At 69.3% G+C, this 20,697-nt stretch carries 26 protein-coding genes; 7 read left to right on the top strand and 19 right to left on the bottom strand.

Features of this window, described 5'->3' with window-relative positions; translation table 11 throughout:
- Nucleotides 1-52: 52 nt before the first annotated feature.
- The 3 genes from AB0C30_RS03280 to AB0C30_RS03290 are packed head-to-tail and all read right to left on the bottom strand — an operon-like array spanning nt 53 to nt 3,794.
- The gene (locus AB0C30_RS03280; protein ID WP_357939048.1) at nt 53-2,350 is read right to left on the bottom strand and encodes a xanthine dehydrogenase family protein molybdopterin-binding subunit; all 2,298 of its coding nucleotides are present in this window, start codon (nt 2,348-2,350) and stop codon (nt 53-55) included.
- Complete coding sequence (locus AB0C30_RS03285) at nt 2,347-3,333, bottom strand: xanthine dehydrogenase family protein subunit M (RefSeq protein ID WP_357939050.1); 987 nt, start codon at nt 3,331-3,333, stop codon at nt 2,347-2,349. Before AB0C30_RS03285 ends, AB0C30_RS03280 begins: the two co-directional genes overlap by 4 nt.
- The gene (locus AB0C30_RS03290) at nt 3,330-3,794 is read right to left on the bottom strand and encodes a 2Fe-2S iron-sulfur cluster-binding protein (RefSeq protein ID WP_357939751.1); all 465 of its coding nucleotides are present in this window, start codon (nt 3,792-3,794) and stop codon (nt 3,330-3,332) included. Before AB0C30_RS03290 ends, AB0C30_RS03285 begins: the two co-directional genes overlap by 4 nt.
- A gap of 122 nt (nt 3,795-3,916) precedes the next feature.
- On the opposite strand from AB0C30_RS03290, the gene AB0C30_RS03295 reads away from it, so the two are divergent.
- The gene (locus AB0C30_RS03295) at nt 3,917-4,570 is read left to right on the top strand and encodes a TetR family transcriptional regulator (protein ID WP_357939052.1); all 654 of its coding nucleotides are present in this window, start codon (nt 3,917-3,919) and stop codon (nt 4,568-4,570) included.
- An 87-nt stretch (nt 4,571-4,657) separates the two neighbouring features.
- Here AB0C30_RS03295 and AB0C30_RS03300 read toward each other — a convergent pair whose 3' ends face one another.
- From AB0C30_RS03300 to AB0C30_RS03315, 4 genes are read right to left on the bottom strand one after another with little or no spacing between them, the layout of a single operon-like run.
- Entirely contained in the window at nt 4,658-5,884 is a 1,227-nt protein-coding gene (locus AB0C30_RS03300; protein WP_357939054.1) for an ABC transporter permease, read from the bottom strand.
- Nucleotides 5,884-6,564, bottom strand: coding sequence for an ABC transporter ATP-binding protein (locus AB0C30_RS03305; protein WP_357939056.1), 681 nt, complete (start codon nt 6,562-6,564; stop codon nt 5,884-5,886). Before AB0C30_RS03305 ends, AB0C30_RS03300 begins: the two co-directional genes overlap by 1 nt.
- The gene (locus AB0C30_RS03310) at nt 6,561-7,688 is read right to left on the bottom strand and encodes a peptidoglycan-binding protein (protein WP_357939058.1); all 1,128 of its coding nucleotides are present in this window, start codon (nt 7,686-7,688) and stop codon (nt 6,561-6,563) included. Before AB0C30_RS03310 ends, AB0C30_RS03305 begins: the two co-directional genes overlap by 4 nt.
- The gene (locus tag AB0C30_RS03315) at nt 7,688-8,215 is read right to left on the bottom strand and encodes a hypothetical protein (protein ID WP_357939060.1); all 528 of its coding nucleotides are present in this window, start codon (nt 8,213-8,215) and stop codon (nt 7,688-7,690) included. The genes AB0C30_RS03310 and AB0C30_RS03315 overlap by 1 nt, the downstream gene beginning before the upstream one ends.
- Nucleotides 8,216-8,362: 147 nt before the next feature.
- Here AB0C30_RS03315 and AB0C30_RS03320 point away from each other — a divergent pair, with 147 nt between their 5' ends.
- Nucleotides 8,363-9,019 carry a response regulator transcription factor gene (locus tag AB0C30_RS03320; protein WP_357939754.1) on the top strand — a complete coding sequence of 219 codons (657 nt, stop codon included), beginning with the start codon at nt 8,363-8,365 and terminating at the stop codon, nt 9,017-9,019.
- A complete protein-coding gene (locus AB0C30_RS03325; protein WP_357939062.1) occupies nt 9,016-10,203 on the top strand; it encodes a HAMP domain-containing sensor histidine kinase in 1,188 nt (395 codons plus the stop codon). Before AB0C30_RS03320 ends, AB0C30_RS03325 begins: the two co-directional genes overlap by 4 nt.
- 120 nt (nt 10,204-10,323) lie before the next feature.
- Here AB0C30_RS03325 and AB0C30_RS03330 read toward each other — a convergent pair whose 3' ends face one another.
- From AB0C30_RS03330 to AB0C30_RS03350, 5 genes are all read right to left on the bottom strand, one after another.
- Nucleotides 10,324-10,596 carry a transposase gene (locus AB0C30_RS03330; protein ID WP_357939064.1) on the bottom strand — a complete coding sequence of 91 codons (273 nt, stop codon included), beginning with the start codon at nt 10,594-10,596 and terminating at the stop codon, nt 10,324-10,326.
- 109 nt (nt 10,597-10,705) lie between these two features.
- Entirely contained in the window at nt 10,706-10,909 is a 204-nt protein-coding gene (locus AB0C30_RS03335; protein WP_225299885.1) for a hypothetical protein, read from the bottom strand.
- A 38-nt stretch (nt 10,910-10,947) separates the two neighbouring features.
- On the bottom strand, nt 10,948-11,253 hold the full coding sequence (locus AB0C30_RS03340) for a DUF6247 family protein (RefSeq protein WP_357939066.1): 306 nt from the start codon (nt 11,251-11,253) through the stop codon (nt 10,948-10,950).
- 208 nt (nt 11,254-11,461) lie between these two features.
- Nucleotides 11,462-11,665 (bottom strand): hypothetical protein, encoded by a 204-nt coding sequence (locus AB0C30_RS03345; RefSeq protein ID WP_357939068.1) that lies wholly within the window; start codon nt 11,663-11,665, stop codon nt 11,462-11,464.
- Nucleotides 11,662-11,997: a hypothetical protein gene (locus AB0C30_RS03350; RefSeq protein ID WP_357939071.1), complete on the bottom strand. Its 336-nt coding sequence runs from the start codon at nt 11,995-11,997 to the stop codon at nt 11,662-11,664. The genes AB0C30_RS03345 and AB0C30_RS03350 overlap by 4 nt, the downstream gene beginning before the upstream one ends.
- 199 nt (nt 11,998-12,196) lie before the next feature.
- On the opposite strand from AB0C30_RS03350, the gene AB0C30_RS03355 reads away from it, so the two are divergent.
- Complete coding sequence (locus AB0C30_RS03355; RefSeq protein WP_357939073.1) at nt 12,197-12,913, top strand: XRE family transcriptional regulator; 717 nt, start codon at nt 12,197-12,199, stop codon at nt 12,911-12,913.
- A gap of 12 nt (nt 12,914-12,925) precedes the next feature.
- Nucleotides 12,926-13,393: an NUDIX domain-containing protein gene (locus AB0C30_RS03360; protein WP_357939075.1), complete on the top strand. Its 468-nt coding sequence runs from the start codon at nt 12,926-12,928 to the stop codon at nt 13,391-13,393.
- Between the two features lie 335 nt (nt 13,394-13,728).
- Here the strand turns inward: AB0C30_RS03360 and AB0C30_RS03365 are convergent, their stop codons facing one another.
- Together AB0C30_RS03365 and AB0C30_RS03370 are read right to left on the bottom strand one after the other, a co-directional pair.
- Nucleotides 13,729-13,986: a hypothetical protein gene (locus AB0C30_RS03365; RefSeq protein ID WP_357652685.1), complete on the bottom strand. Its 258-nt coding sequence runs from the start codon at nt 13,984-13,986 to the stop codon at nt 13,729-13,731.
- On the bottom strand, nt 13,983-14,282 hold the full coding sequence (locus AB0C30_RS03370; protein WP_357939077.1) for a DUF6247 family protein: 300 nt from the start codon (nt 14,280-14,282) through the stop codon (nt 13,983-13,985). Before AB0C30_RS03370 ends, AB0C30_RS03365 begins: the two co-directional genes overlap by 4 nt.
- 137 nt (nt 14,283-14,419) lie before the next feature.
- Between AB0C30_RS03370 and AB0C30_RS03375 the strand changes: the two genes are divergently transcribed.
- Both AB0C30_RS03375 and AB0C30_RS03380 read left to right on the top strand, forming a co-directional pair.
- Nucleotides 14,420-15,853 carry an ATP-binding protein gene (locus tag AB0C30_RS03375; RefSeq protein ID WP_357939079.1) on the top strand — a complete coding sequence of 478 codons (1,434 nt, stop codon included), beginning with the start codon at nt 14,420-14,422 and terminating at the stop codon, nt 15,851-15,853.
- A gap of 154 nt (nt 15,854-16,007) precedes the next feature.
- Nucleotides 16,008-17,510: an alpha/beta hydrolase gene (locus tag AB0C30_RS03380; RefSeq protein WP_357939081.1), complete on the top strand. Its 1,503-nt coding sequence runs from the start codon at nt 16,008-16,010 to the stop codon at nt 17,508-17,510.
- 101 nt (nt 17,511-17,611) lie between these two features.
- On the opposite strand, the gene AB0C30_RS03385 is transcribed toward AB0C30_RS03380, so the two are convergent.
- The 5 genes from AB0C30_RS03385 to AB0C30_RS03405 form a co-directional block, all read right to left on the bottom strand.
- Entirely contained in the window at nt 17,612-18,061 is a 450-nt protein-coding gene (locus AB0C30_RS03385; protein ID WP_357939083.1) for a DUF1931 family protein, read from the bottom strand.
- 5 nt (nt 18,062-18,066) lie between these two features.
- Nucleotides 18,067-19,722 carry an FAD-dependent oxidoreductase gene (locus AB0C30_RS03390; protein ID WP_357939085.1) on the bottom strand — a complete coding sequence of 552 codons (1,656 nt, stop codon included), beginning with the start codon at nt 19,720-19,722 and terminating at the stop codon, nt 18,067-18,069.
- On the bottom strand, nt 19,719-20,153 hold the full coding sequence (gene trxA, locus AB0C30_RS03395; RefSeq protein WP_357939087.1) for a thioredoxin: 435 nt from the start codon (nt 20,151-20,153) through the stop codon (nt 19,719-19,721). The genes AB0C30_RS03390 and trxA overlap by 4 nt, the downstream gene beginning before the upstream one ends.
- A gap of 1 nt (nt 20,154) precedes the next feature.
- On the bottom strand, nt 20,155-20,313 hold the full coding sequence (locus AB0C30_RS03400) for a hypothetical protein (protein WP_357939089.1): 159 nt from the start codon (nt 20,311-20,313) through the stop codon (nt 20,155-20,157).
- Nucleotides 20,314-20,560: 247 nt separating this feature from the next.
- The gene (locus AB0C30_RS03405; RefSeq protein ID WP_357939092.1) at nt 20,561-20,689 is read right to left on the bottom strand and encodes a hypothetical protein; all 129 of its coding nucleotides are present in this window, start codon (nt 20,687-20,689) and stop codon (nt 20,561-20,563) included.
- Nucleotides 20,690-20,697 lie beyond the last annotated feature (8 nt).

Raw genomic sequence — 20,697 nt, forward strand, 5'->3', positions numbered from 1 at the left:
TCCCCCGAAGGGGGTATTCCCCAAAGGGACCTCAGCCGCGACGCACCGGTGGTCAGAGCAGCTTGTCGAGGGTGATCGGCAGGTCGCGGACGCGCTTGCCGGTGGCGTGGTGGACGGCGCTGGCGATGGCCCCGGCGACGCCCGTGATGCTCACCTCGCCGATGCCGATCAGGCCCAGGGGCATGGTCGGGTCCGGCTCGTCCAGATAGAGGATGTCGATCGGCGGGACGTCGGCGTGCACCGGGATGTGGTAGTCGCCCAGACCCGGGTTCATGACGCGGCCGTTGCGCGGGTCGACGAGCGTCTCCTCCGACAGCGCCATGCCGATCCCCATCACGATGCCGCCCCGGAGCTGGCTGGCCGCCGTCTTCGCGTTGATCACCCGGCCCACGTCGAACACGCCGAGCCAGCGTGACAGCCGTACCTCGCCGGTGTCCGGATCGACGCGTACCTCGCAGAACTGGGCGCCGCTCGCGGCCTTGACCCAGCGCCGCCGGTCGTTGACGAACTTGGCCATGAACCTGACCTGCCCGGCCAGCGCGCCGAGGCCCGATTCGGAGCCGATCGCCGCCTCGACGGACGGCCGGCCCGCCCTGGACAGGATGGCCTCGTAGCTCTCGCCGGCGTCCGGCCGGTCGCGCCGGTAGAGCCCGCCGTCCCTGGCCTCGATCGCGGCGAGCCGCTGCCCGCGCAACGGCGAGTCGCCGGAGCGCCGGGCCAGAGCCAGCACCGACCCCTTCAGCTTCTCGCAGGCCGACAGCAGGCTGGCCGCGACGCTCGCGGTCTGCGCGGAGCCGCCCGCCATGGGCCCGGTCGGCAGGTCGGAGTCGCCGTACTCCACCCGAACCGCCTCGAACGGCACGCCCAGCTCGTCGGCGGCGATCTGCGCCTGCACTGTCGCGCCGCCCATGCCCATCTCGTGGAAGCCGCAGCGCACCACGACCGTGCCATCGGCCGAGAGCCGCACGGTGACGTTGGCCGTGAACTGCACCGACGAGTGGTAAGCCGTGGCCACCCCCATGCCGACGAGCCACCTGCCGTCGCGCATCGAGCCGGGCTCCGGCGTGCGCTCGGCCCAGCCGAACCGCTCGGCGCCCAGCGCGTACGCCTCACGCAGCTTCCGGTGCGCGAAGCGCTTGCCGTCGAGCGGGTTGCGCTCCGGCTCGTTGCGCATCCGCAGCTCGATCGGGTCGACGCCGAGCTCGCCGGCCAGCTCGTCGATCGCCGCCTCCAGCGCGAACGTACCGATGGACACGCCGGGCGCGCGCATGAACGTGTTGGGGAGCAGGTCCATCTCGACGAGTTTCTGCTGAACGAGGATGTTCTCGGCGTCGTAGAGATGATGGGACGCCTCGGTCACCGACTCGGAATTGCCGCCCGCCTTTCCGGTCCTGGTGACGCTGGTGTGGATCAGCGCGGTCAGCCTGCCGTCCTGGCCGGCGCCGAGCGCGACGCGCTGGGTCGAGGGCGTGCGCCCGCCGACCGTGCGGTAGACGCCCTCCCTGGTCAGCATCATCCGCACCGCTCTGCCGGTCGCCCGGGCGGCCAGCGCGGTCAGGATCGTGCCCGGCCAGATCGAGCCCTTGCCGCCGAAGCCGCCGCCGACGTACGGGGAGGTCATGCGTACATTCCGCTCGGGGATGCCGAACCTGACCGCGAGGTGCTTGCGCATCCAGGAGATGGCCTGGCTGCCCTCGTGCACGGTCAGCCGGTCGCCGTCCCACACGGCGGTGGTCGCGTGCGGCTCGATCGCGTTGTGGTTGTGGGGCGGGGTGGTGAAGCGCAGGTCCACCGAGACCGGCGCCACCGCCAGGGCCGCCTCCGCGTCACCCTTCTTGGCGCTGCCCGGCCCCATGATGCTGTTCGGCTGCGGCTTGGCGTTCGCCTCCTCCGCGGCGAAGTCCACCACGGCCGGGAACTCCTGGTAGGTCACCTCGACCAGGCTCGCGCCGTGCCGCGCCGCCTCCAGGCTCTCCGCGACGACGACCGCCACCGGCTGGCCGTCCCAATGCACCTCGTCGGTGTTGAGGTAATTGACCGAGGTGCCGGAGACCATCGTGCTCAGGTCGAGCATGCTCCGCGCGGGCGCCGGCTTCAGCACGGGCGCGTTCAGATGGGTGAGCACCGACAGGACGCCCGTCACCGCCTCGGCCGCCTTGACGTCGATGCCGGTGATCCGGCCGCGGGCGACCGTCGCGTGCACCAGGGCGGCGTAGGCGAGGTCCGGGTACGGGAACTCGGCCGCGAACCGGGCCTTGCCCGTCGTCTTCTCCGGGCCGTCGACCCGGTCGATGCCCCGGCCGACCGCCCGCTCGCGCGGCGGGCTCTGCTTCTCGGTGGTGGTGGTCATGCCAGGCTCCCGTCGCTGAGCCGCCGCAGCGTCGCCACGATCGTCCGTTGGGCCAGCTCGATCTTGAAGGTGTTGTCCGGCCGGCCGACCGCCGGCTCCAGCTCCGCCTGGGCCGCCCGGCGGAACGACTCCTCGGTGGCCGGGGCGCCGAGCAGGACCGACTCGGCCTGGCGGGCCCGCCACGGCTTGGCCGCCACGCCGCCGAGCGCCAGCCGTACCTCCGACACGACCCCGTCCGTGACCTCCAGCGCCGCGGCGACCGACACCAGGGCGAACGCGTACGAGGCCCGGTCACGCACCTTGCGATAGCAGGAGGGCGCCGTCAGCGCCGGCACCTCGACCGCGGTGATCAGCTCGTCGGGCTCCAGCGCCGTCTCCAGGTGCGGCGTGCCGCCGGGCAGCCGGTGGAAGTCGGCCATCGGCACGCGACGCAGGCCGCGTACGCTCTCCACCTCCACGGTGGCGTCGAGCGCGGCGAGCGCGACGCACATGTCCGAGGGGTGCGTGGCGATGCAGTCGTCGCTCGTGCCGAGGATCGCGTGGTTGCGGTTGAAGCCGCCGATCGCGTCGCAGCCGCTGCCGGGCACGCGCTTGTTGCAGGCCGACGCGCCGTCGTAGAAGTAGGGGCAGCGGGTGCGCTGCAGCAGGTTGCCGCCCACCGTGGCCATGTTGCGCAGCTGCGCCGACGCGCCCGCGAGCAGCGCCTGCGACAGCAGCGGAAAGCGGGTCGTGATCAGCCGGTGAGCGGCCAGGTGGCTGTTGCGCACCAGCGCCCCGACGCGCACGCCGCCGCCGGGCAGCTCCTCGATCTCGGTCAGCGGCAGGCGGGTGATGTCGACCACCGTGTCGGGCCGCTCGATGTCCTCGCGCATCAGGTCGACGAGGTTCGTCCCGCCGCCGAGGAACTTCGCGTTGGGCTCCGTCGCGATCGCGCGGACGGCCGTCGCCACGTCGGGCGCGCTGACGTACGCGAACGGCTTCATCGCGCGACCTCCTTGATGGCGTCGACGATCCCGTTGTACGCGCCGCAGCGGCACAGGTTGCCGCTCATGCGCTCCCTGATCTCGGCCTCCGACAGCCCGGTGGTGCCGGGCTCGGTGACCGCGCTGGGCATCCCCGCCCCGTGCTCGGCCAGCATGCCGATCGCCGAGCAGATCTGGCCGGAGGTGCAGTAACCGCACTGGAAGCCGTCGTGCTCGATGAACGCCCGCTGGATCGGGTGCGTGATCCCCTCGATGGTGGTGATGTCGCGGTCCTCGTACTGCACCGCGAGGGCCAGGCAGGAGTTGATCCGCTCGCCGTCGACCAGCACCGTGCAGGCGCCGCAGGCGCCCTGGTCGCAGCCCTTCTTCGTGCCGGTCAGGCCGAGGTGCTCGCGTAGCGCGTCGAGCAGGCTGACCCATGGTTCGAGCTCGAGCGAACGGGTTACGCCGTTCACCCGCATCCGCAGCGTGACCACATTGCCCTCCGAATGATGCGCGTCAGTTGAGGGCGACGTTAACAGGACGGTGTAATCTTAACAAGAGGACGACGTTTCCTTATCTTGCTCGTATGCTTGGCTCAACCATGACGCGATCGGCGTTTCTCCGGGCCAGGCGCCCGGAGCACAAGCAGCAGCGGCGCGAGGAGATCCTCGCCGCCGCTCGTCGGCTTGCCACTGAATCAGGGGTTCGCAACGTCAGCTTGGGCGGGGTCGCGGCGGCGGTCGGACTGGCGAAGTCCAACGTGGTGCGATATTTCGGGACCCGGGAGGAGATCTACCTCGAACTCACCGTCGAGGAGTGGATCGGCTGGGCGGACGAGGTCGCGGCCCGGCTCGCCACGGCCGCCGGTCCGGACGACGTGGTCGCCGCGCTGACCGACACGCTGGCCGAGCGAACGCTCTTCTGCGACCTGCTGGGCCACGTCTCGATCACGTTGGAGCACAACATCTCGGTCCCGGCGGCTCGTGCCTTCAAGCGGGCCGTGCACAGCGCGATCGACGACCTGGGAGCGCGCGTCGCTCTGGCCTACCCCGGCCTGACCACCGGTGAGGGGGTCGAGCTGGCCGGGGCGGCCGCCGCGCTGGCGGGCACGCTCTTCCCGATGTCGAACCCGCCGCCCGCCCTGCGTGAGCTCTACGCCCAGGACCCCGACATCGCCGCCCGCTGCCTGCCGTTCCAGCCGACGATGAAGCGCATGCTCGCCGCCCTCGCCGCCGGACTGCCCACACAGCGCTGACCCGCGCCGGGTTGACCGCGCCGGGCGGGCCGCCGTCGGGTTGGCGGTGCTGGGCGGGTCAGGGCGGCGCGGGTCAGGGTGGGCAGGTCAGGGTGTGGCGAGTGCCTCGGTCGGGGAGAGGCGGGAGGCGCGGATCGCCGGGTACAGTCCGGCGACGGCGCCGATGGCCAGGGTGGCCGCGAGCCCGCCGGCCGTCGCCCACGCGGGGATCACCGCGGGCCACCCCTGGTACAGCGCGTACCCCATGGTGACGCCGGTGCCGAGGAGCACCCCGCCCGCCCCGCCGAGCGCCGAGAGCAGCAGCGACTCGGCGAGGAACTGTGTACGGATCTGCCCGCGCGTCGCGCCGAGCGAGCGGCGCAGGCCGATCTCGGAGCGCCGTTCGAGCACCGAGATGACCATGGTGTTGGCCACCCCGACCCCACCGACCAGCAGCGCGACCGCGCCGACGCCCAGCAGCAGCCCGGTGAACGCCTGGCTGGTCGCCTGCTTGGCGGCCAGCGCGTCGGACGGCCGCGAGACGTCGACCTCGTTGGGCGCCTCCGGGTTGGCCGTGCCCGCCAGCACCGAGCGTACGGTCTCCAGCTTCGACTCCTCCGCGCGGGTGTAGAGGGTCGTCGGATAGCCGTCGAAGTCCAGCTTCGCCTCCGCGACGGGCCAGCCGACCAGCACCGCGGTGTCCAGCTCGTCGGCGAGCGGCACCGGGTCGAGTACGCCGACGACCGTGAACCGCTTGCCGCCCACGACCACCTGCGTGTCCGGCCCCGCCGCGCCCACCCCGAGCCGCTGGGCCGCGCTCGACCCGAGCACCGCGGCCGGGTAGCGCTGGGTGGCCGCGTTGAGCCAGGTGCCGCTGCGCAGCGTCGCGCCCACCGTGGCCGGCAGGTCGAGCCGGGCGGCGTAGGTGTTGATGCCGTTGGTCTGCGCCTTGGGCACCTCCTCCGACCGGTAGACCTTGGCCGCGCTGACCTTCCCGGCCGCCGAGACGGCCTGGACCGGCCCGATCCGCTCGATCATCGCCTCCGCCTCGACCGGCATCTTGGCCGGCTCGCCCATCAGCGTCTGCCCGGAGGAGACGGTGAGCAGGTTGGTGCCGAGAGCCGAGAGCGTGCGGTCGAGTTCGGCTCCCGACGAGGATGAGATGCCGACCACGCCGATCATGGCCGCGATGCCGATGGCGATGCCGAGCGCGGACAGGAAGGCCCGCAGCGGGCGGGTCCGCAGGCCGACGGCGCCGACCCGCAGCACATCGCCCGACCGCATCCTGGCCGGGGTGAGCTTCGGCAGTCCCGCGTGCTCGACGACGGCCGCCATCAGGCCACTCTCTCTTCGGCCGCGGAGTCGGCGACGATCTGGCCGTCGCGCATCCGTACCTGCCGGGGCAGGCTCGCGGCGATCTCCCGGTCGTGCGTGATGATCACGATGGTGGTGCCGGCCGCGTTCAGGTCGTGCAGCAGGTCCATCACCCCGGCGCCCGAGACGGAGTCCAGGGCGCCGGTCGGCTCGTCGGCCAGGAGGAGCGGGGGATCACCCGCCACGGCCCTGGCGATGGCCACGCGCTGCCGCTCGCCGCCGGACAGTTCGTGCGGCTCGTGGTCGAGGCGGTGACCGAGCCCGACCCGCTCCAGCGCGGTCGCGGCCCGCCGCCGTCGCTCGGCGCGCCCGATGCCGGTGTAGACGAGGCCGTCGGCCACGTTGTCGATCGCCGGGACCTTGGCGGCGAGGTGGAAGTGCTGGAAGACGAAGCCGATGCGGGTGGCCCGCAGTGCGGAGAGCCGGCCGTCCGACAGTTTCGCCACGTCGTAGCCGTCGATGCGGACGGTTCCCGAGGACGGGCGGTCGAGGGTGCCGACGACGTTGAGCATCGTCGACTTGCCCGAGCCGGACGGGCCGACGATCGCGACGAGCTCACCGCGCTCGATCTCCAGGGACACCTTGTCCAGCGCGGTGACGCCGCCGGGATAGGAGCGGGTGACGTCAATTAGAGAAATCATCGGGGCATCCCGACGCTCATGCCCTCGGTGAGGCCGTCGCCGGAGATCTCGACCCGGCCGCCAGAGAACAGACCTGTCTTCACACCGACATATCGGGACTTGCCGCCTTCGACGACCTCCACGCCGTACCCGCCTTCCTGGAGCGCCACGAGCGCGGCGATCGGCACGGTCAGCACGTTCTTGCGTTTCGACGCCGTGAACGTCACGTCCACCGCGGCCTGGTCCAGCCCCTTGGCGGCCCGCTGCTTACCGAGGGAGACCAGCGCCTCCACCCGCGTCTCGGGCTCCGCGCCCTGCCCGTCGCCCGGTTCGATGACGGTGGCGACCTCGGTGACCTTGCCGGACACGGTCTTGCCGTCGGGCAGCGTGACCGATGCCTTGGCGCCCTTCTTCGCCACCCGCTGGTCCTCCGTCTCCAGCTTGACGGTGATCACCTTGTCGGTGCCGGTGTAGGAGAGCACCTTCTGGCCCGGCGCGGTGGGCTGGCCGGCCTCGGCCTCCAGGCTGTCCACGCGTACCTTGCCGGCGGCGAAGACGACCCGGCCGAGCTCGACGACGCCGGTCTCGTCGAGGTTGCGGTCCTCCTGCCATTCTCTGACCGCGTCGGCCGTGGAGTCGGTGTACTCGTCGTCGACGGTGAAGCCGTCGTAGCCGAGGGCCTTGAGGTTGCGTTCGAGCTGCTCGACGTCCTTGCCCTCGGTGCCGATCCGCAGGTCGCGGTAGGCGGGCGTGGTGCCGTACATCAGCACCACCGGTTTGGCGTCGAGCCGGTACAGGGACTTGCCCCTGCCGACCGTGTCACCGCTGTCCGGCAGCCAGGTGACCGTGCCCGGCTTCCTGCTCACCGCCGTGGTGGTCGGTCCGTAGCCGAGGTCGCCGTCGGCCTCCCGCGTGTCGAGCAGCGTCTGCCTGGTCACCGTGGTGGTGGCGGGCGGCAGGGCGCCGGCCGTCTTGCCCGCCGCCCGGTCGCCGCCCAGGAGGCCCATGCCGTTCACGGCCGCGCCGGCCGTACCGATGACGGCGAGCGCGAGGAGCAGGCCCGCGACCCGCCTGCCGCGCCCGCGGCGGCGGCGCGGGCGATCCCCGCCCGCCGCCGCCTTGTCGTCGAGGGTGGCTGTGGACATCAGGAGCCGCCCTGGCCCATCTGGGGCAGGAACTCCTTCGAGCACTTCTCCTGCGCGGCCTTGAAGTCCGGGTCGTCGCCGGCCTCACCGGTCATGCGCAGCGCGCCGCCGTCAGGGTCGGGGAAGGCCTCGACGCCGTTGTCCCGCATGCACTGGGAGAACTTGCGCATCTGCTCGGCCATCTTGGGGTCCACCTTCCCGCCCGGGCCACCGCCGTTCGGCGCGTACTCCTTGCAGGCCTCCTGCGCCTTCCGCGCCGTCTCCGGGGAGATGCTCTTGTCCATCTTGAGCATGACCCCCTTGCCGGGTTCGGGGTCGTCCATGGGGACGCCGTTCTCGCGCATGCACTGGGCGAACTTGAGCCCCATCCCCGCCCGGTCCACGCTGGCCGAGGCGCTGGGGGCGGCGGCAGGTTTGCCGCTGCTCACCGATGCCACGTCGGAGCCCGCCGGGTCGTTCGCGCCGCAGCCCGCCAGGGCCAGCGTCAGTGCGAGCGGGATCGCGGCCAGGATGCCTCGTCGTCTCATGGTCTCCTCTTTCTTGCAGCTCGGGTGTACGAGACGAAAGCCAACAGCGCACGCCGTTTCCCCGGCGTTTCCATGGGTGCTAACGCCGAACAAACAGCGCAACCGGCACGATCGCCCCAGTACATGACCGAAGGGGACGAGGGCGCGATGCGGGTGCTGGTGGTCGAGGACGAGCGCATGCTCGCCGACGCGATAGCCGAGTGGCTGCGCGAGGAGACGCACGCGGTCGACACCGCGCACGACGGGGAGGCGGCGTTGGAGCGCATCGCGGTCAACGACTACGACGTGGTCGTCCTGGACCGTGATCTGCCGCTCGTCCATGGTGACGACGTCTGCCGGGAGCTGGTGGAGTCCGCGTCGACCGCGCGGGTGCTGATGCTCACCGCCGCCGCCGAGATCGGCGACCGGGTGACCGGGCTCTCCCTCGGCGCCGACGACTACCTGGCCAAGCCGTTCGCCTTCCCCGAGCTCGCGGCCCGCGTCCTGGCGCTCGGTCGGCGCTCGCGTCCGGCCGCGCCACCGGTGCTGCGGCGCGCGGGGATCACCCTCGATCCCGCGCGCCGGGAGGTGTTCAGGAACGGCAGGTACGTGCCGCTGTCGAAGAAGGAGTTCGCCGTGCTGGCCGAGCTGCTGCTCGCCGATGGGGCCGTGGTGCCCGCCGAACACCTGCTGGAGAAGGCGTGGGACGAGCACGCCGACCCGTTCACCAGCGCGGTCCGCCTGACCATCCTCAAGCTGCGCCGCAAGCTCGGCGAGCCGCCGGTCGTGGAGACCGTGTCGGGAGTGGGGTACCAGATTCCATGACCACTCCCACGCTCCGCAGCAGGCTCACCCTTGTGTACAGCACGCTGTTCTTCGTCGCGGGACTGACGCTGCTCGGCGTCACGTACTTGCTGTTCAACCAGCAGCTCGAGCAAAAGACGGTATCCATCATCGTCAGAGGCGGAGGTCCCGGCTCGCTGGACACCAACACGGGCTCGCTGGACGGCGACAAGGCCATGAACTGGATGAAGCAGCAGCAGAGCCTGCTGCGCGGCGCCGCGACCACCTCGCTGCTCACCCAGGGCGCGATCGCGCTGGTCGTGGTCGGCGGCGCGGCGTCGGGTGTGGGGTGGCTGGTCGCCGGACGGGTGCTCACGCCGCTGCGCCAGGTGACCGAGACCGCGCGGCGGATCGCGGCCGCGCCGGTCGCCGAGCGCGGTCTGCACGAGCGGATCGCGCTGAACGGTCCGGCCGACGAGGTGAAGGAGCTGGCCGACACCTTCGACACCATGGTCGAACGGCTGGACCACTCCTTCGACGGGCAGCGCAGGTTCGTCGCCAACGCCTCGCACGAGCTGCGCACCCCGCTGACGCTGAACCGCGCGCTGGTGGAGCTGGCCATGCATCGCCGTACGGCCTCGGCCGACGTCAAGCAGCTCGGCGAGAGCCTGCTGGAGATCAACGCCCGGCACGAGCGGCTCATCTCCGGGCTGCTACTCCTGGCCCGCGCCGAGCACGAGATCGGCGATCGGTCACCCGTGGATCTGGCCGACGTGGTGAGTCACGTGATCGCGCAGGCCACCGCCGAGGCCACGGAGTCGAAGATCACCCTGCACGAGGCGGCCGGGCCCGCGCCGACCAGCGGGGACGCGCTCCTACTCGAACGGCTGGTGCACAACCTGGTCGAGAACGGAATCCGGCACAACATCGACGACGGCACCGGCTGGGTGCGGGCCGCCAGCCGCATCGCGTATGACGGCCGCGTCGAGGTGGAGGTCAGCAACACCGGTCCGGCTGTGCCGCCGTACGAGATCCCGACGCTGTTCAAGCCCTTCCGCCGGCTCGGCCCCGAACGCGTGGTCACGGCCAAGAGCGCGGGGCTGGGGCTGTCCATCGTGCGCTCGATCGCGCTCGCGCACGGCGGCGAGGTCTCGGCCCGTCCCCGCGAAGGCGGCGGCCTGATCGTGACGGCCACCCTGCCACGCCAGAGCCCGGCCCACCACTAGACCCGTGCCCGCTCACTGGGCACTGCCCGGAGCAGTAGGCAATGCTCCACGCATCTGGGCCGATGCGCCGGAGATCATCGACCGCCGGCGACGTGAAGACGACGTCGGACACCTGTCACATCACTCGTCGTCCGGGAGGGCGGCCAGCGACTCGCGAGTATGCCCGAAAGCGGCGATTACCTCATCGAGCGAGACTCGCTCTCCCGTATCCGTGACCGACCGGGCAAGTACAAGCGCCAAATCACGCAGATCGGCCCCCGCCTCCTCCAACTCGTTGAGTCGGCGCATGCTCACCACGGCCGCCACCGACGCGACCGTCCGCTCACCCTCCAGCACCATGCGAATGGCTTCTTCCTTGAACTCCGGCGAGAACTGCCTACGACGCCTCGTCACGTACCCACCTCTTCCAGACTTCTGTCAGCTTGTAGCCGACTGTCCGGAATCTGCTGGGCATCTCACGGTTGCTGCCGTCACTCACTTTGTCGCCCGGCAATCCAGCTGATCAACCAGCCCAGACCAACTCGTAGATGGTGATCAGCTCAGCTTTTTCATCGACGTGGAAGTGAAGCAGGCCGTAATCACCAAAGGTGGCCTGCCGGTAATCCGTACGTCCGGGATACAGCACCTGCGCATCCCACGGCTCCTCCAGCAGATCGGCCGTCCGCTCAACCAGAGCCGTCAGGGCAGCATCGGGGAAGTCCTTCATCCTCGCCACCGCCGAAGAAGACAGAACCGGGCGAAAGCTCACGTACGCCGCGCCCGAGCCAGGCGCTCTTCCCAGTCGGGAATCGCCTCCTCAAACGCCATGACCTCGCCTGCGCCCCGGGCCGCCTCCTCAGCACGCTGATCGTAGGTGGGATCGGAGAAGGCGATCGAGTTCAGCCACCACAGGTTGAGGACCTCGGGCAGGCGATGGTATTCACCCGGCTCACGAGCTGCCTCCCACGCCTCGTGATACTGGGCCAGGAACACCGGACGCCACTTCTCCGGCAGCGCCCGAAGAATCGCTTCCGGGTCGTACCGAGGATCATGGACAGGCTGCGCGCTCATCCCCCCACGTTACCCGTCGGCTCCCCTCGCGCCCCAGAATCCGCACCATCTGAGAGGTCACTCCACTACAGGGGGCAGACGCCTTGTCGATCAGCTCCCGGGATTCATGAGGAGCAAGCTCATTCCGCCACCGCCGCCTTCCGTGAGGACTGTGCCCCCATAGCCAGGCCTTGCGCTCCGGAGGTCGGGTTGCCATCGAATCACCGGCTTACTGCAGCTTGACGCGACTCTGGAGCCTGCTCTCGGCCTGAAGGTTTCCGGTCAGTTCCTCCAAGGTCGCCCCGCAACGGACATTCGACAGCCCGCTGTCTCTGGGCACGAGGTTGGCGCGGATCGCGACCCAGCCGTCGGCCATGCCGATGATCTGCCATCCGGGGAACCTGCTGAGCACTTGCTGCAAGGTCAGGTTCATGGTTGCACTCCTGCGATCAGCGGCGAGTGCGAATGAGATCTGCGCAGTTCCGCGTAGCGCAGGGCGATGCGCCGTGCTGCTCTTTCTGGCTCTGGAAGCGGGTGCCTGGCATAGATGGCGCGCTTCCGGTTCGGCTCCCAGCCCGTACGCCACCAGAACCCGTCATGGTGACACCAGACGACGAGCCCGACCCACACGGAGACCAGCGCGATCCCGTAGCCGTCGTGTACGTCGCCAGGGACGTTCAGGTGGATTAACTCCCGCTGCAACTGCTCAGCCGCGTCCAGCGACGTAATGACCTCAGGGCCGGGCCGCGCGTGCTGTGGGTACATCCACCTACCTCCAGTGACTTCGGTGCCAGTACGCCAAGTGAAGCCAGGCCGACGGGACCTTTGAACTTCGCCGCAGCCCGTTGTCGGGACGTGTTGAGCCACCGAGAAACGTCCCAAGACGGCCTTGAAACGTCCCGGACGTTCGCGTCCAATGGAATGCGTGAACGAGCGGCTACGCACAGCAATGCTTCGCCACGGGGTGGCCCTGGAGGGCCTGGCCGAGACGTGTGGCGTCGAACCCAAGACGGTCGAACGCTGGATCAACACAGGCCGGGTTCCACACCGTCGGCACAGGTGGGCGGCGGCGAAACTGCTGACCGCTGACGAGACGTACCTGTGGCCTGACGTGCTGGAAAGCAGCGAGGCGCGCCGGGGCAGGGCGAACCGGTCGGAACTCGTAGAGGTCTTCCCCGACCGCGCCAGCGTGCCTCGTGAGCTGTGGCTACGGCTCCTCACCGACGCTCAGGAGCGGGTGGACGTCCTGGTCTTCTCAGGGACGTTCTACGCTCAGACACAACCCAAGATCGCCCGATTGCTGATTGAGATCGCGCGGTGTGGTGTTGCCGTCAGGTTGTGCTTCGGCGACCCCAGCGCACAGTCTGTGGAGACGCGAGATCGCGAGGAAGGACTCGGCGGAACGCTGGCCGCCAAGATCCGCTCATCCCTGACGTACTACCGGGCGCTGCCCGACCTGGATGGCTGCGAGATACGGCTTCACTCCACGACACTGTATGCCTCGCTGTTCCGCTACGACGATGACATCCTGGTCAACCCGCACGCGTACGGCGAACCGGCGTCGGCAAACCCGACCTTTCACTTCCGCCGCCTCGACGGCGGGACGATAGCCGACCACTACATGTCATCGTTCGAGCGAGTCTGGGCCGGAGCCGTTCCGTGGTCCGGCGCGGAGATCTGAAAGGCATCCCACATGGGACGAGTCGAGTACTGGAACGACCCGAACGCCCCGAAGGCGAACAGCCTGGTGCCGGCCTGCGGGACGGTCACCGTGGACGACGCGGGCCGCATCCTCATGCAGTGCCGGCGGGACACCGGTCAGTGGGCGTTGCCGATGGGCAAGATGGAGATCGGCGAGACGCCCTCGCAGTGCGCCGTGCGGGAGACCGAGGAGGAGACCGGCGTTCGTGTCGAGCCGGTCGGCATCCTCGGAATCTACTCCGACCCCGGCCACATCGTGGCCTACACGGATGGGGAGGTCCGCCAGGAGTACGAGGTCATGCTGATCGCCCGTCCGGTCGGCGGCCGGCCCGAGGCCAATGATGAGGCGAGCGACGTGCGGTGGGTCGAGCCGGGCGAGTTGCGCATGCTGGACATTCATCCGACTCAGTGGCGGCAGCTCAACGACTACCTGGAGCAGAGGCATTCCCACGTCGATTGAGCTAAGCCAGCTCGGAACGGTCGTGTCCCGTACGACGTTAGGGGCGCGGTCCGAAGCCCTGGTCGGCGAGCCAGGTGGCGCAGAGGCTTGGCCAGGTGGACGCGGCCAGGTCGCTCTGGGCGAGCCCGAGCCTGTGCTTGCCCTCGGGAAAGACATGCAGCTCGTACGGCCTGCCCGCGCGACCGAGCGCGTCGGCGAAAGAAGCTAATAGCTATAACCGATATAGAGAGACTCTCAAGGAACCGACATGGCGCTGATGAGCCCTTGATGACGAGCAGGATCAAGGACGTCCACGAGCATCCAAAGCGAACAGATCAACTTCGGCTCCAGCGAGGTCAGCCGGCCCAGAGGAGGTCGATGATGCGCAAGGCCCGGGTCTCCTCATCGAGGATGAACGTCATCATGCCTTGGCCGTTATCTCCGAAGAAGGCGTGCCTCACCGCGGACTGACCAGGGCGCTCCGCGACCGCGTCCCACGGATCGCGGAGGAGTTCAAGAAGACGCTCCAGCAGCGGGCCGTCACGGACCTCCTCGGGAAGACCGTTCAGCTCGTAGAGGGCGCGTCCGTGGAAACCGTCGAACTTGTAGCTCACACCCGGCCTTCCCACTCCGGCGGGGTGTAGCGCGTGAACATCTCTGTACGGTTCTGGAGAGCGTCCTGGACGGCTTCCTCGTAGCCCGGACGGGCGTAGGCGATCGCACGCAGGCGCCACTGACGCAACAGCGTCTGCACCTGCTTGAAGCGGGCCAAGTCGTGCGCGGCCTCCAAAGCCTCGTCGTACTCCGCCCGGAACAGGGCACGGTGCGACGGCGGAAGCGCCTCGAAGATCGCGGCCGGATCCTCACCTGGATCACGACGCGCAACGGGCTCCACAGGCTGAGCGGTCATACCGACCAACCTATCTTCCCGAGCATGAAAGCGCGCCCATCATGCTCTCGCTCAGTCACCCCCAGTCGCGCCTGTCGCTGTAGCTTTTGTGAAGTACGGTTGAGTCAACTATAGTTCGGTCAACTATACTTCGACTCATGCGGAAGCCTCAGCATGTGTTCGGCCGTGAGCGAGAGTGGGCGGGCCTGGTCTCGTTCGCTTCGGAAGCGGGCCCGGGAGCTCGGCTCGGTGTGGTGAGCGGCCGCCGCCGCCAAGGGAAGAGTTATCTCCTGCAGGCCTTGGCGAGCAGCATGGGCGGCATCTACTTCCCCGCGCTCGAGGTGACGGAGGCGGTGGCGTTGCGCCTCTTCGCGGACGAACTGATCAGATTCACCGGCGCGCCTGTTCCGGCCTTCCGCGATTGGATCGACGCCATCCCCTACCTCTTCGGGGTCGTGCGCGATCGGGCGGTGCCTGTCGTTTTTGATGAGTTTCCGTATCTTGTCAAGGCATCCCCAGAGCTTCCCTCGATCATCCAGCGGGAGTTGGGTCCTGGCGGCTCCGGAGCCGCCAGCACGGCCAGGGTGCTGCTCTGCGGTTCAGCGATGTCGGTGATGGGCGGTTTGTTGTCCGGTACGGCTCCGCTACGCGGACGCGCGGGACTGGAAATGGTCATCAGGCCCTTCGACTACCGCCAGGCCGCCCGCTTTTGGGGGATCAGCGACCCGCGTCTGGCGGCCCAGGTACACGCGGTGGTGGGTGGGACACCGGCCTACCGGAAGGAGTTCGTCCGTGGTGATGTCCCGGCTGGGCCGGCGGATTTCGACGACTGGGTGATCAGATCCGTGTTGAACGCCGAGGTCCCGTTGTTCAGGGAGGCCCGCTACCTGTTGGCGGAAGAGACGGAGATCCGCGACCCGTCGCTCTACCACTCCGTCCTTGCCGCCGTCGCCGACGGCAACACGACGTCAGGGGGAATCGCCGGCTACGTGGGGCGGAAGTCCAACGAGATCGCGCATCCGCTCCGCGTCCTGGAAGACAGCCATCTCCTGGTCAAAGAGCGCGATCTCTTCCGGCCGAACCGCGGCTACTACCGGGTGGCCGAACCGCTCATCACGTTCTATCAGGCGATCATGGTCAGGGAGTGGGCGCGGTTGGAGCGCGGGGACGCGGCGACGGTGTGGCGGGGCAGCAGGGCACGCTTCCTGTCGCAGGTCGTCGGCCCCCATGTCGAGATGCTCTGCCGCGAGTACGCCCTGCATGCCGATACCGCGGCCGGTGAGGTGGGGAGTGGAGTCGTACCCGATCCCGCCAATCGCACGCAGATCCAGGTCGATGTCGCTGTTCTGGCGCCCGCGGATCACGGACGCCCGCGACGGGTTCTCTCACTGGGCGAGGTCAAGTGGGACATGGTCATGGGAGCCGAGCATGTGGCCCGGCTCCGGCGCGCGCGCGATCTGCTCACGGCAAAGGGGTACGACACCCGCGACACGGTGCTCACGTGTTATTCGGGCGCCGGGTTCACCCGGGACCTCGGCGCCGAACCAGGGAGCGACGTGCACCTGATCACACTTGACGACCTCTACGGTTGATCGCCAGCTTGCAACGGTCGTGTCCTGTGCGGCGCTTTAGCCTCTAACGCGCAGGTCAGCGTACGGATTCGCCGATAGAAGCCAGGTGGTTACGCCCTGGTTATGGCGAATCGATCACAGTCGTCGGTCAGAAACCCTTCGACGACGGGACGCCATGCGAAGATCACTCCTGCCGGCTCTAGCGCTGACCTTGCTCGCGGTCCTCCTGATGCCCACCGCGCCGGCCGCCGCGCGGACATCGGGGATCGATTGGCAGCCGTGCGATCAGGACGCCACCGCCGAGTGCGGCACCCTGACCGTGCCCATCGATTGGGCCACGCCCGGGAGCGGCACCATTGACCTGGCATTGGCCAGGCGCAAGGCCACCGACGCCACGAAGCGGATCGGCTCGCTGGTGGTCAACCCCGGTGGCCCGGGCGTCTCGGGCGTGGATTTCGCCCTCTTCTCGGATCGTTTCCTGAGCGCCGAGCTCACGAAAAGCTTTGACATCGTCGGCTTCGACCCGCGCGGGGTGGGCCGCAGCCATCCCGTCGTGTGCTCCAGCGCCCTGCTGCGCGCGATGCCGGACACTCTCATGAGGAGCCAGGCCGACTTCGCGGCCCGCATCGCCTACAACAAGCGGCTCCGCGAGGACTGCGAGGCCAGGACCGGGCCGCTGTTCGACCATGTCAGCACGGTGAGCGTGGTGCGTGATCTGGAGGCCATCCGCGCCGCGCTGGATGAGGAGCGGGTGACGTTCTACGGGGTCTCGTACGGAACGCTGATCGGCCAGCAGTACGCCGAGCGATATCCCGGCAGAGTGCGGGCACTGGTCCTCGACAGCAACTTCGACCACAGCCTGGGCACCGGCGCCTACCTCGACACCGCCGCCATCAACGCGGAGAGCGCCTTCGACGAGTTCGCCGACTGGTGCGCCAAGAACGCGACGTGCCCGCTGCACGGCAAGGACGTGCGCGCCTTCTGGGCGAAACTCCTGGCCCGCGCCGACCGCGGCGAACTACACCAGCCAGGACAGCCGGATATTCCACTCACCAGCTGGGATTTGATCGACCAGGCCTTCGGCGCCTTCTACGGGCCGTACTGGACGGAACTGGCCGAGTCACTGCTGGCCACGGACACCGCGGCTGCGGCGAAGACGCCGTCGGGCGAGGCAAGCCAGGCCGAGGAGCTGTCGCCGTTCCCGCGGGCGGTCTTCTGCCAGGACTTCTCCTTTCCCGTCCGTGACTACCGCGAGTACGCCGCGCGCCTGGATCGCCAGCGCGCCCTTGCGCCGGACATGCGTTACAACCCCGCCGCGTTGTACGCGATCGCCGCATGCCTGGACTGGCCCACGCCGATCCCTAACCCTCAACACCGCTTGAACGTTGACGGCACACCGCCCATCCTGGTGGCCAACGCGCTCTACGATCCCGCCACCAGCTACCTGTGGGCGGCCGGTGTGGCGGGCCAGATAGGGCGCGAGGCGGCGCTGCTCACCTACGAGGGCTGGGGGCACGGCGTCTATGGCCGTAGCGACTGCGTCACAGGCGCGATGAACCGCTACCTGATCTCGCTGACCGTGCCCACCGCCGCGGGAAGCCGCTGCCCCGCGATCCCCCCGCCCGCCGTCGGGCTGAACCGATCGCCATCAGGTGTACAGCAGTTCCTGGTCGAGTAGCACGGGCCTCGCCGTCGCGCACGGCCACGCCGCCCTCGACCATCGCCGGCTGCTGAAGATCGGTAGGGTCCCCGGTGGTCGCTCGCCCTGCCGCGTCACGCTCACAGGAGCAGGCCGAACAGCCGGGTCATGCGCTCCCAGTGCTCGCTGGAGGGGTTCTTGAGATCGGGTTCGACGATCTTGAACGCCTGGGCGAGCGCCATGGACAGCCCGCCCGCCACGGCGGGCAGTCGGGCCTCGGCGTCCACGCTGAGCGACAGGTCGAGCGGCGGCAGCGCGGTGAGCTGCTCCAAAATCGGCGTCAGCTCCAGCTCCTCGTCGAGGTCGCGGAAGCCGTGCATGTTCTCCTGCAGGCCCTTGGTGATGGGCAGGTCCCATGGCTGGATGATGTCGCGCCTGTTCTCCTTGGCCGCGGCTTCGGCGACGACGAGCATGTCGTACAGCTTGCTATTGACGAAGTCGTTGAAGCGCTTGAGGTCGTTCTTGTCCACGTTGAGTCCTGCGGCGGCGCGGAAGAAGCGCTCGAACCTGGAGTGTGCCATGACCGGCATGTGGATCACCGTCTCCTCTGTCGATTTTCTGTGGTGGTGAACCGTTCGTACACCAGGCGTACGGCCATGGCGCCCTCCCCTACCGCGGAGGCGACCCGCTTGACCGATCCGCTGCGGACGTCGCCCACGGCGAAGACGCCCATGTGGTCGGTCTCCAGGGGAAGCAGTGCGTTCCAGGTGGTGCGCTGTCCCGTGATGACGAAGCCGCGGTCGTCGAGCGGCACGGCGCCCTCCAGCCACTTGGTGTGTGGGTCGGCGCCGATGAAGACGAACATCGCCCTGGTGGCGATCTCCAGGGACTTCCCCGTGCGCCGGTTGTGGACGCGGACGCCGGTCAGCGTGCCGTCGCCGATGAGCTGGCGTACCTCGGTGTTGAGCATGATCTCGATGCCGGGCGTGCGGTCGAGCTCGTCGGCGAGGTAGTGGGACATGCTGGCGCGCACGTCGTCGCCGCGTACGAGCACCCGCACCGACGAGGCGTTCCTGGCCAGGTAGAGTGCCGCCTGACCGGCGGAGTTGCCGCCGCCGACGATGACCACCGGCGAGTCGCTGCACATGCGCAGCTCGAAGGGCGTCGCCGCGTAGTAGACGCCGGATCCCTCGTACTTCTCCAGCTCGGGGACGTCGAGCTTCCGGTAGCGGGCGCCGGTGGCGATGATCAGGGCGTGGCCCTTGATGGTGTTGCCGTCCTCGACGAGGACGCTGTAGAAGCCGTCGTCCGGCTGCAGGCCGGTCGCCTCGGCCGGGACGGTCAGCGCCGCGCCGAACTTCCGCGCCTGGATGACGGCGCGCTCGGCGAGCTCGGCGCCCGAGATGCCGGAGGGGAAGCCGAGGTAGTTCTCGATGCGGGAGGAGGTGCTGGCCTGCCCGCCCGTGGCCACGGCGTCGAGTACGACGGTCGTCAGCCCTTCCGAGGCCCCGTACACGGCGGCGGCCAGACCGGCCGGGCCGGCGCCCACGATGACCAGGTCGCAGACGCCGTCGCCGGGCACCGGGGCGGGCAGGCCGATCGCCTTCGCCAGCTCGGCGACGGTCGGGCTGCGCAGGACCTTGTCGCCGCGCCAGATCACCACTGGGGTATCCGCGGCCGGGATGCGTAGCTCGCGCAGCAGCGCGTTCGCCTCCTCGTCTTCCTCCAGGTCGATCCACCGGTGCGGCACCCTGTTGCGGGCGGCGAACTCGCGCAGCCGCTTGCAGTCCGCCGAATAGCGGGAGCCGATGATGCGGAAGCCGGTGCCCAGCCCGATCAGCAGGGACCGCCGGGTCAGGTAGGCCCGCAGGATGAGGTCGCCGAGCGCCTGGTCGTGCGCCACGAGCGCGCGCACCTCCTCGGCCGGGACGGCCAGCACCTCGCCTGGCTCCTGGACGACGGCGGTCAGGAATGCCGCCTGGCCGGTGAGCAGGCTGAGCTCGCCGAGGAAGCGGCCCGGGCCTTGGACGGCGATCGTCTTCTCGTCCGGGCCGGAGCCGTGCCCCTCGACCATGGCCACCTTGCCGCTCAGCACGACGATGAACTCCGTGGTGGGCTCCCCCTCCCTGAACAGGACGTCGCCGAGCGAGACGGCCCGGCGCTCGCCGTGGGGCGAGAGCTCGGCGAGCTGCGCCTCGCTCAGCCGGGGGAAGGCGCCGTATAGATCCGGCGTCTCGGGGACCGGCGTCATGTGCGCGTCCTGACCGCGTCCTCGACCCATCGGCGCAGCTCGTGGGCGGGCGAGGCGCCCGCCCGCTGGGCGACGACCTCGCCGCGGACCATCATCATGAGCATCGGAATGTGCTTGATCGTGAAGCGCTCGGACAGGCGGGGCGACCGGTCCACGTCGACTTTGACGAGTTTGACGCGGCCGGCCAGGTCCTGGGAGATCTGTTCGAGTGCGGGCGTGACCATCCGGCACGGCCCGCACCAGTCCGCCCAGAAGTCGACGATGACCGGCGGGCCGGCACGCTCGGCGACCTCGGCGAACGTGTCGTCGCCCGCCTCGGCGATCCACGGCAGCGGCCGGTGGCAGTTCCCGCACTGGGGCACGCCGTCGGCCGCGGCCGGGACCCTGTTCCGTTTGCCGCAGTTCGAGCAGGCGACGGTGGTCGAGATCATGTCAGCTCCCTGGTCCGGCGAAGGTGACGCTCAGCTCGCCGTGGTCGACGTCCACCGTGACGGTCGAGCCGTCGGGGACGTCGCCGCTGAGCAGCGCGCGGCCGATCCTGGTCTCGACCTCGCGAGCGATGAACCGGCGCAGCGGCCGGGCCCCGTACACGGGGTCGTAGCCCTGGTCGGCGATGAGCTTGAGCGCCTGGTCTCGTCGCGGCGGGTGTAACCGAGGCGGGACAGCTCGGCGACCGCGCGGAGCCGGCGGTCCTCCAGCTCCGCGATTTTCGCGGCCGCCTCCGGGGCCTCCTCTAGGTGCTGTTCGTAGGCGTTCATTTGACCTCGGTGAAGTCCGCGTCGATCACGTCGTCGTCGGCCTGCTGGAGCACGCCGTTGAGCGCGCATTGCGGCTCCCCCTAGCGATTGATACTCGCGAGCAGTTCTTCCGCGACCGCTCCCCAGAGCAGGCCACAGAGAATCATGGCGATGGCGGTGAGCGCGAAGACGAAGAGGCCGACGAGCAGCCCGATTTCCAGGTGGCTCACACGCTTTA

The organism is Nonomuraea sp. NPDC048901 (assembly GCF_040649695.1).
Taxonomy (GTDB): Bacteria; Actinomycetota; Actinomycetes; order Streptosporangiales; family Streptosporangiaceae; genus Nonomuraea.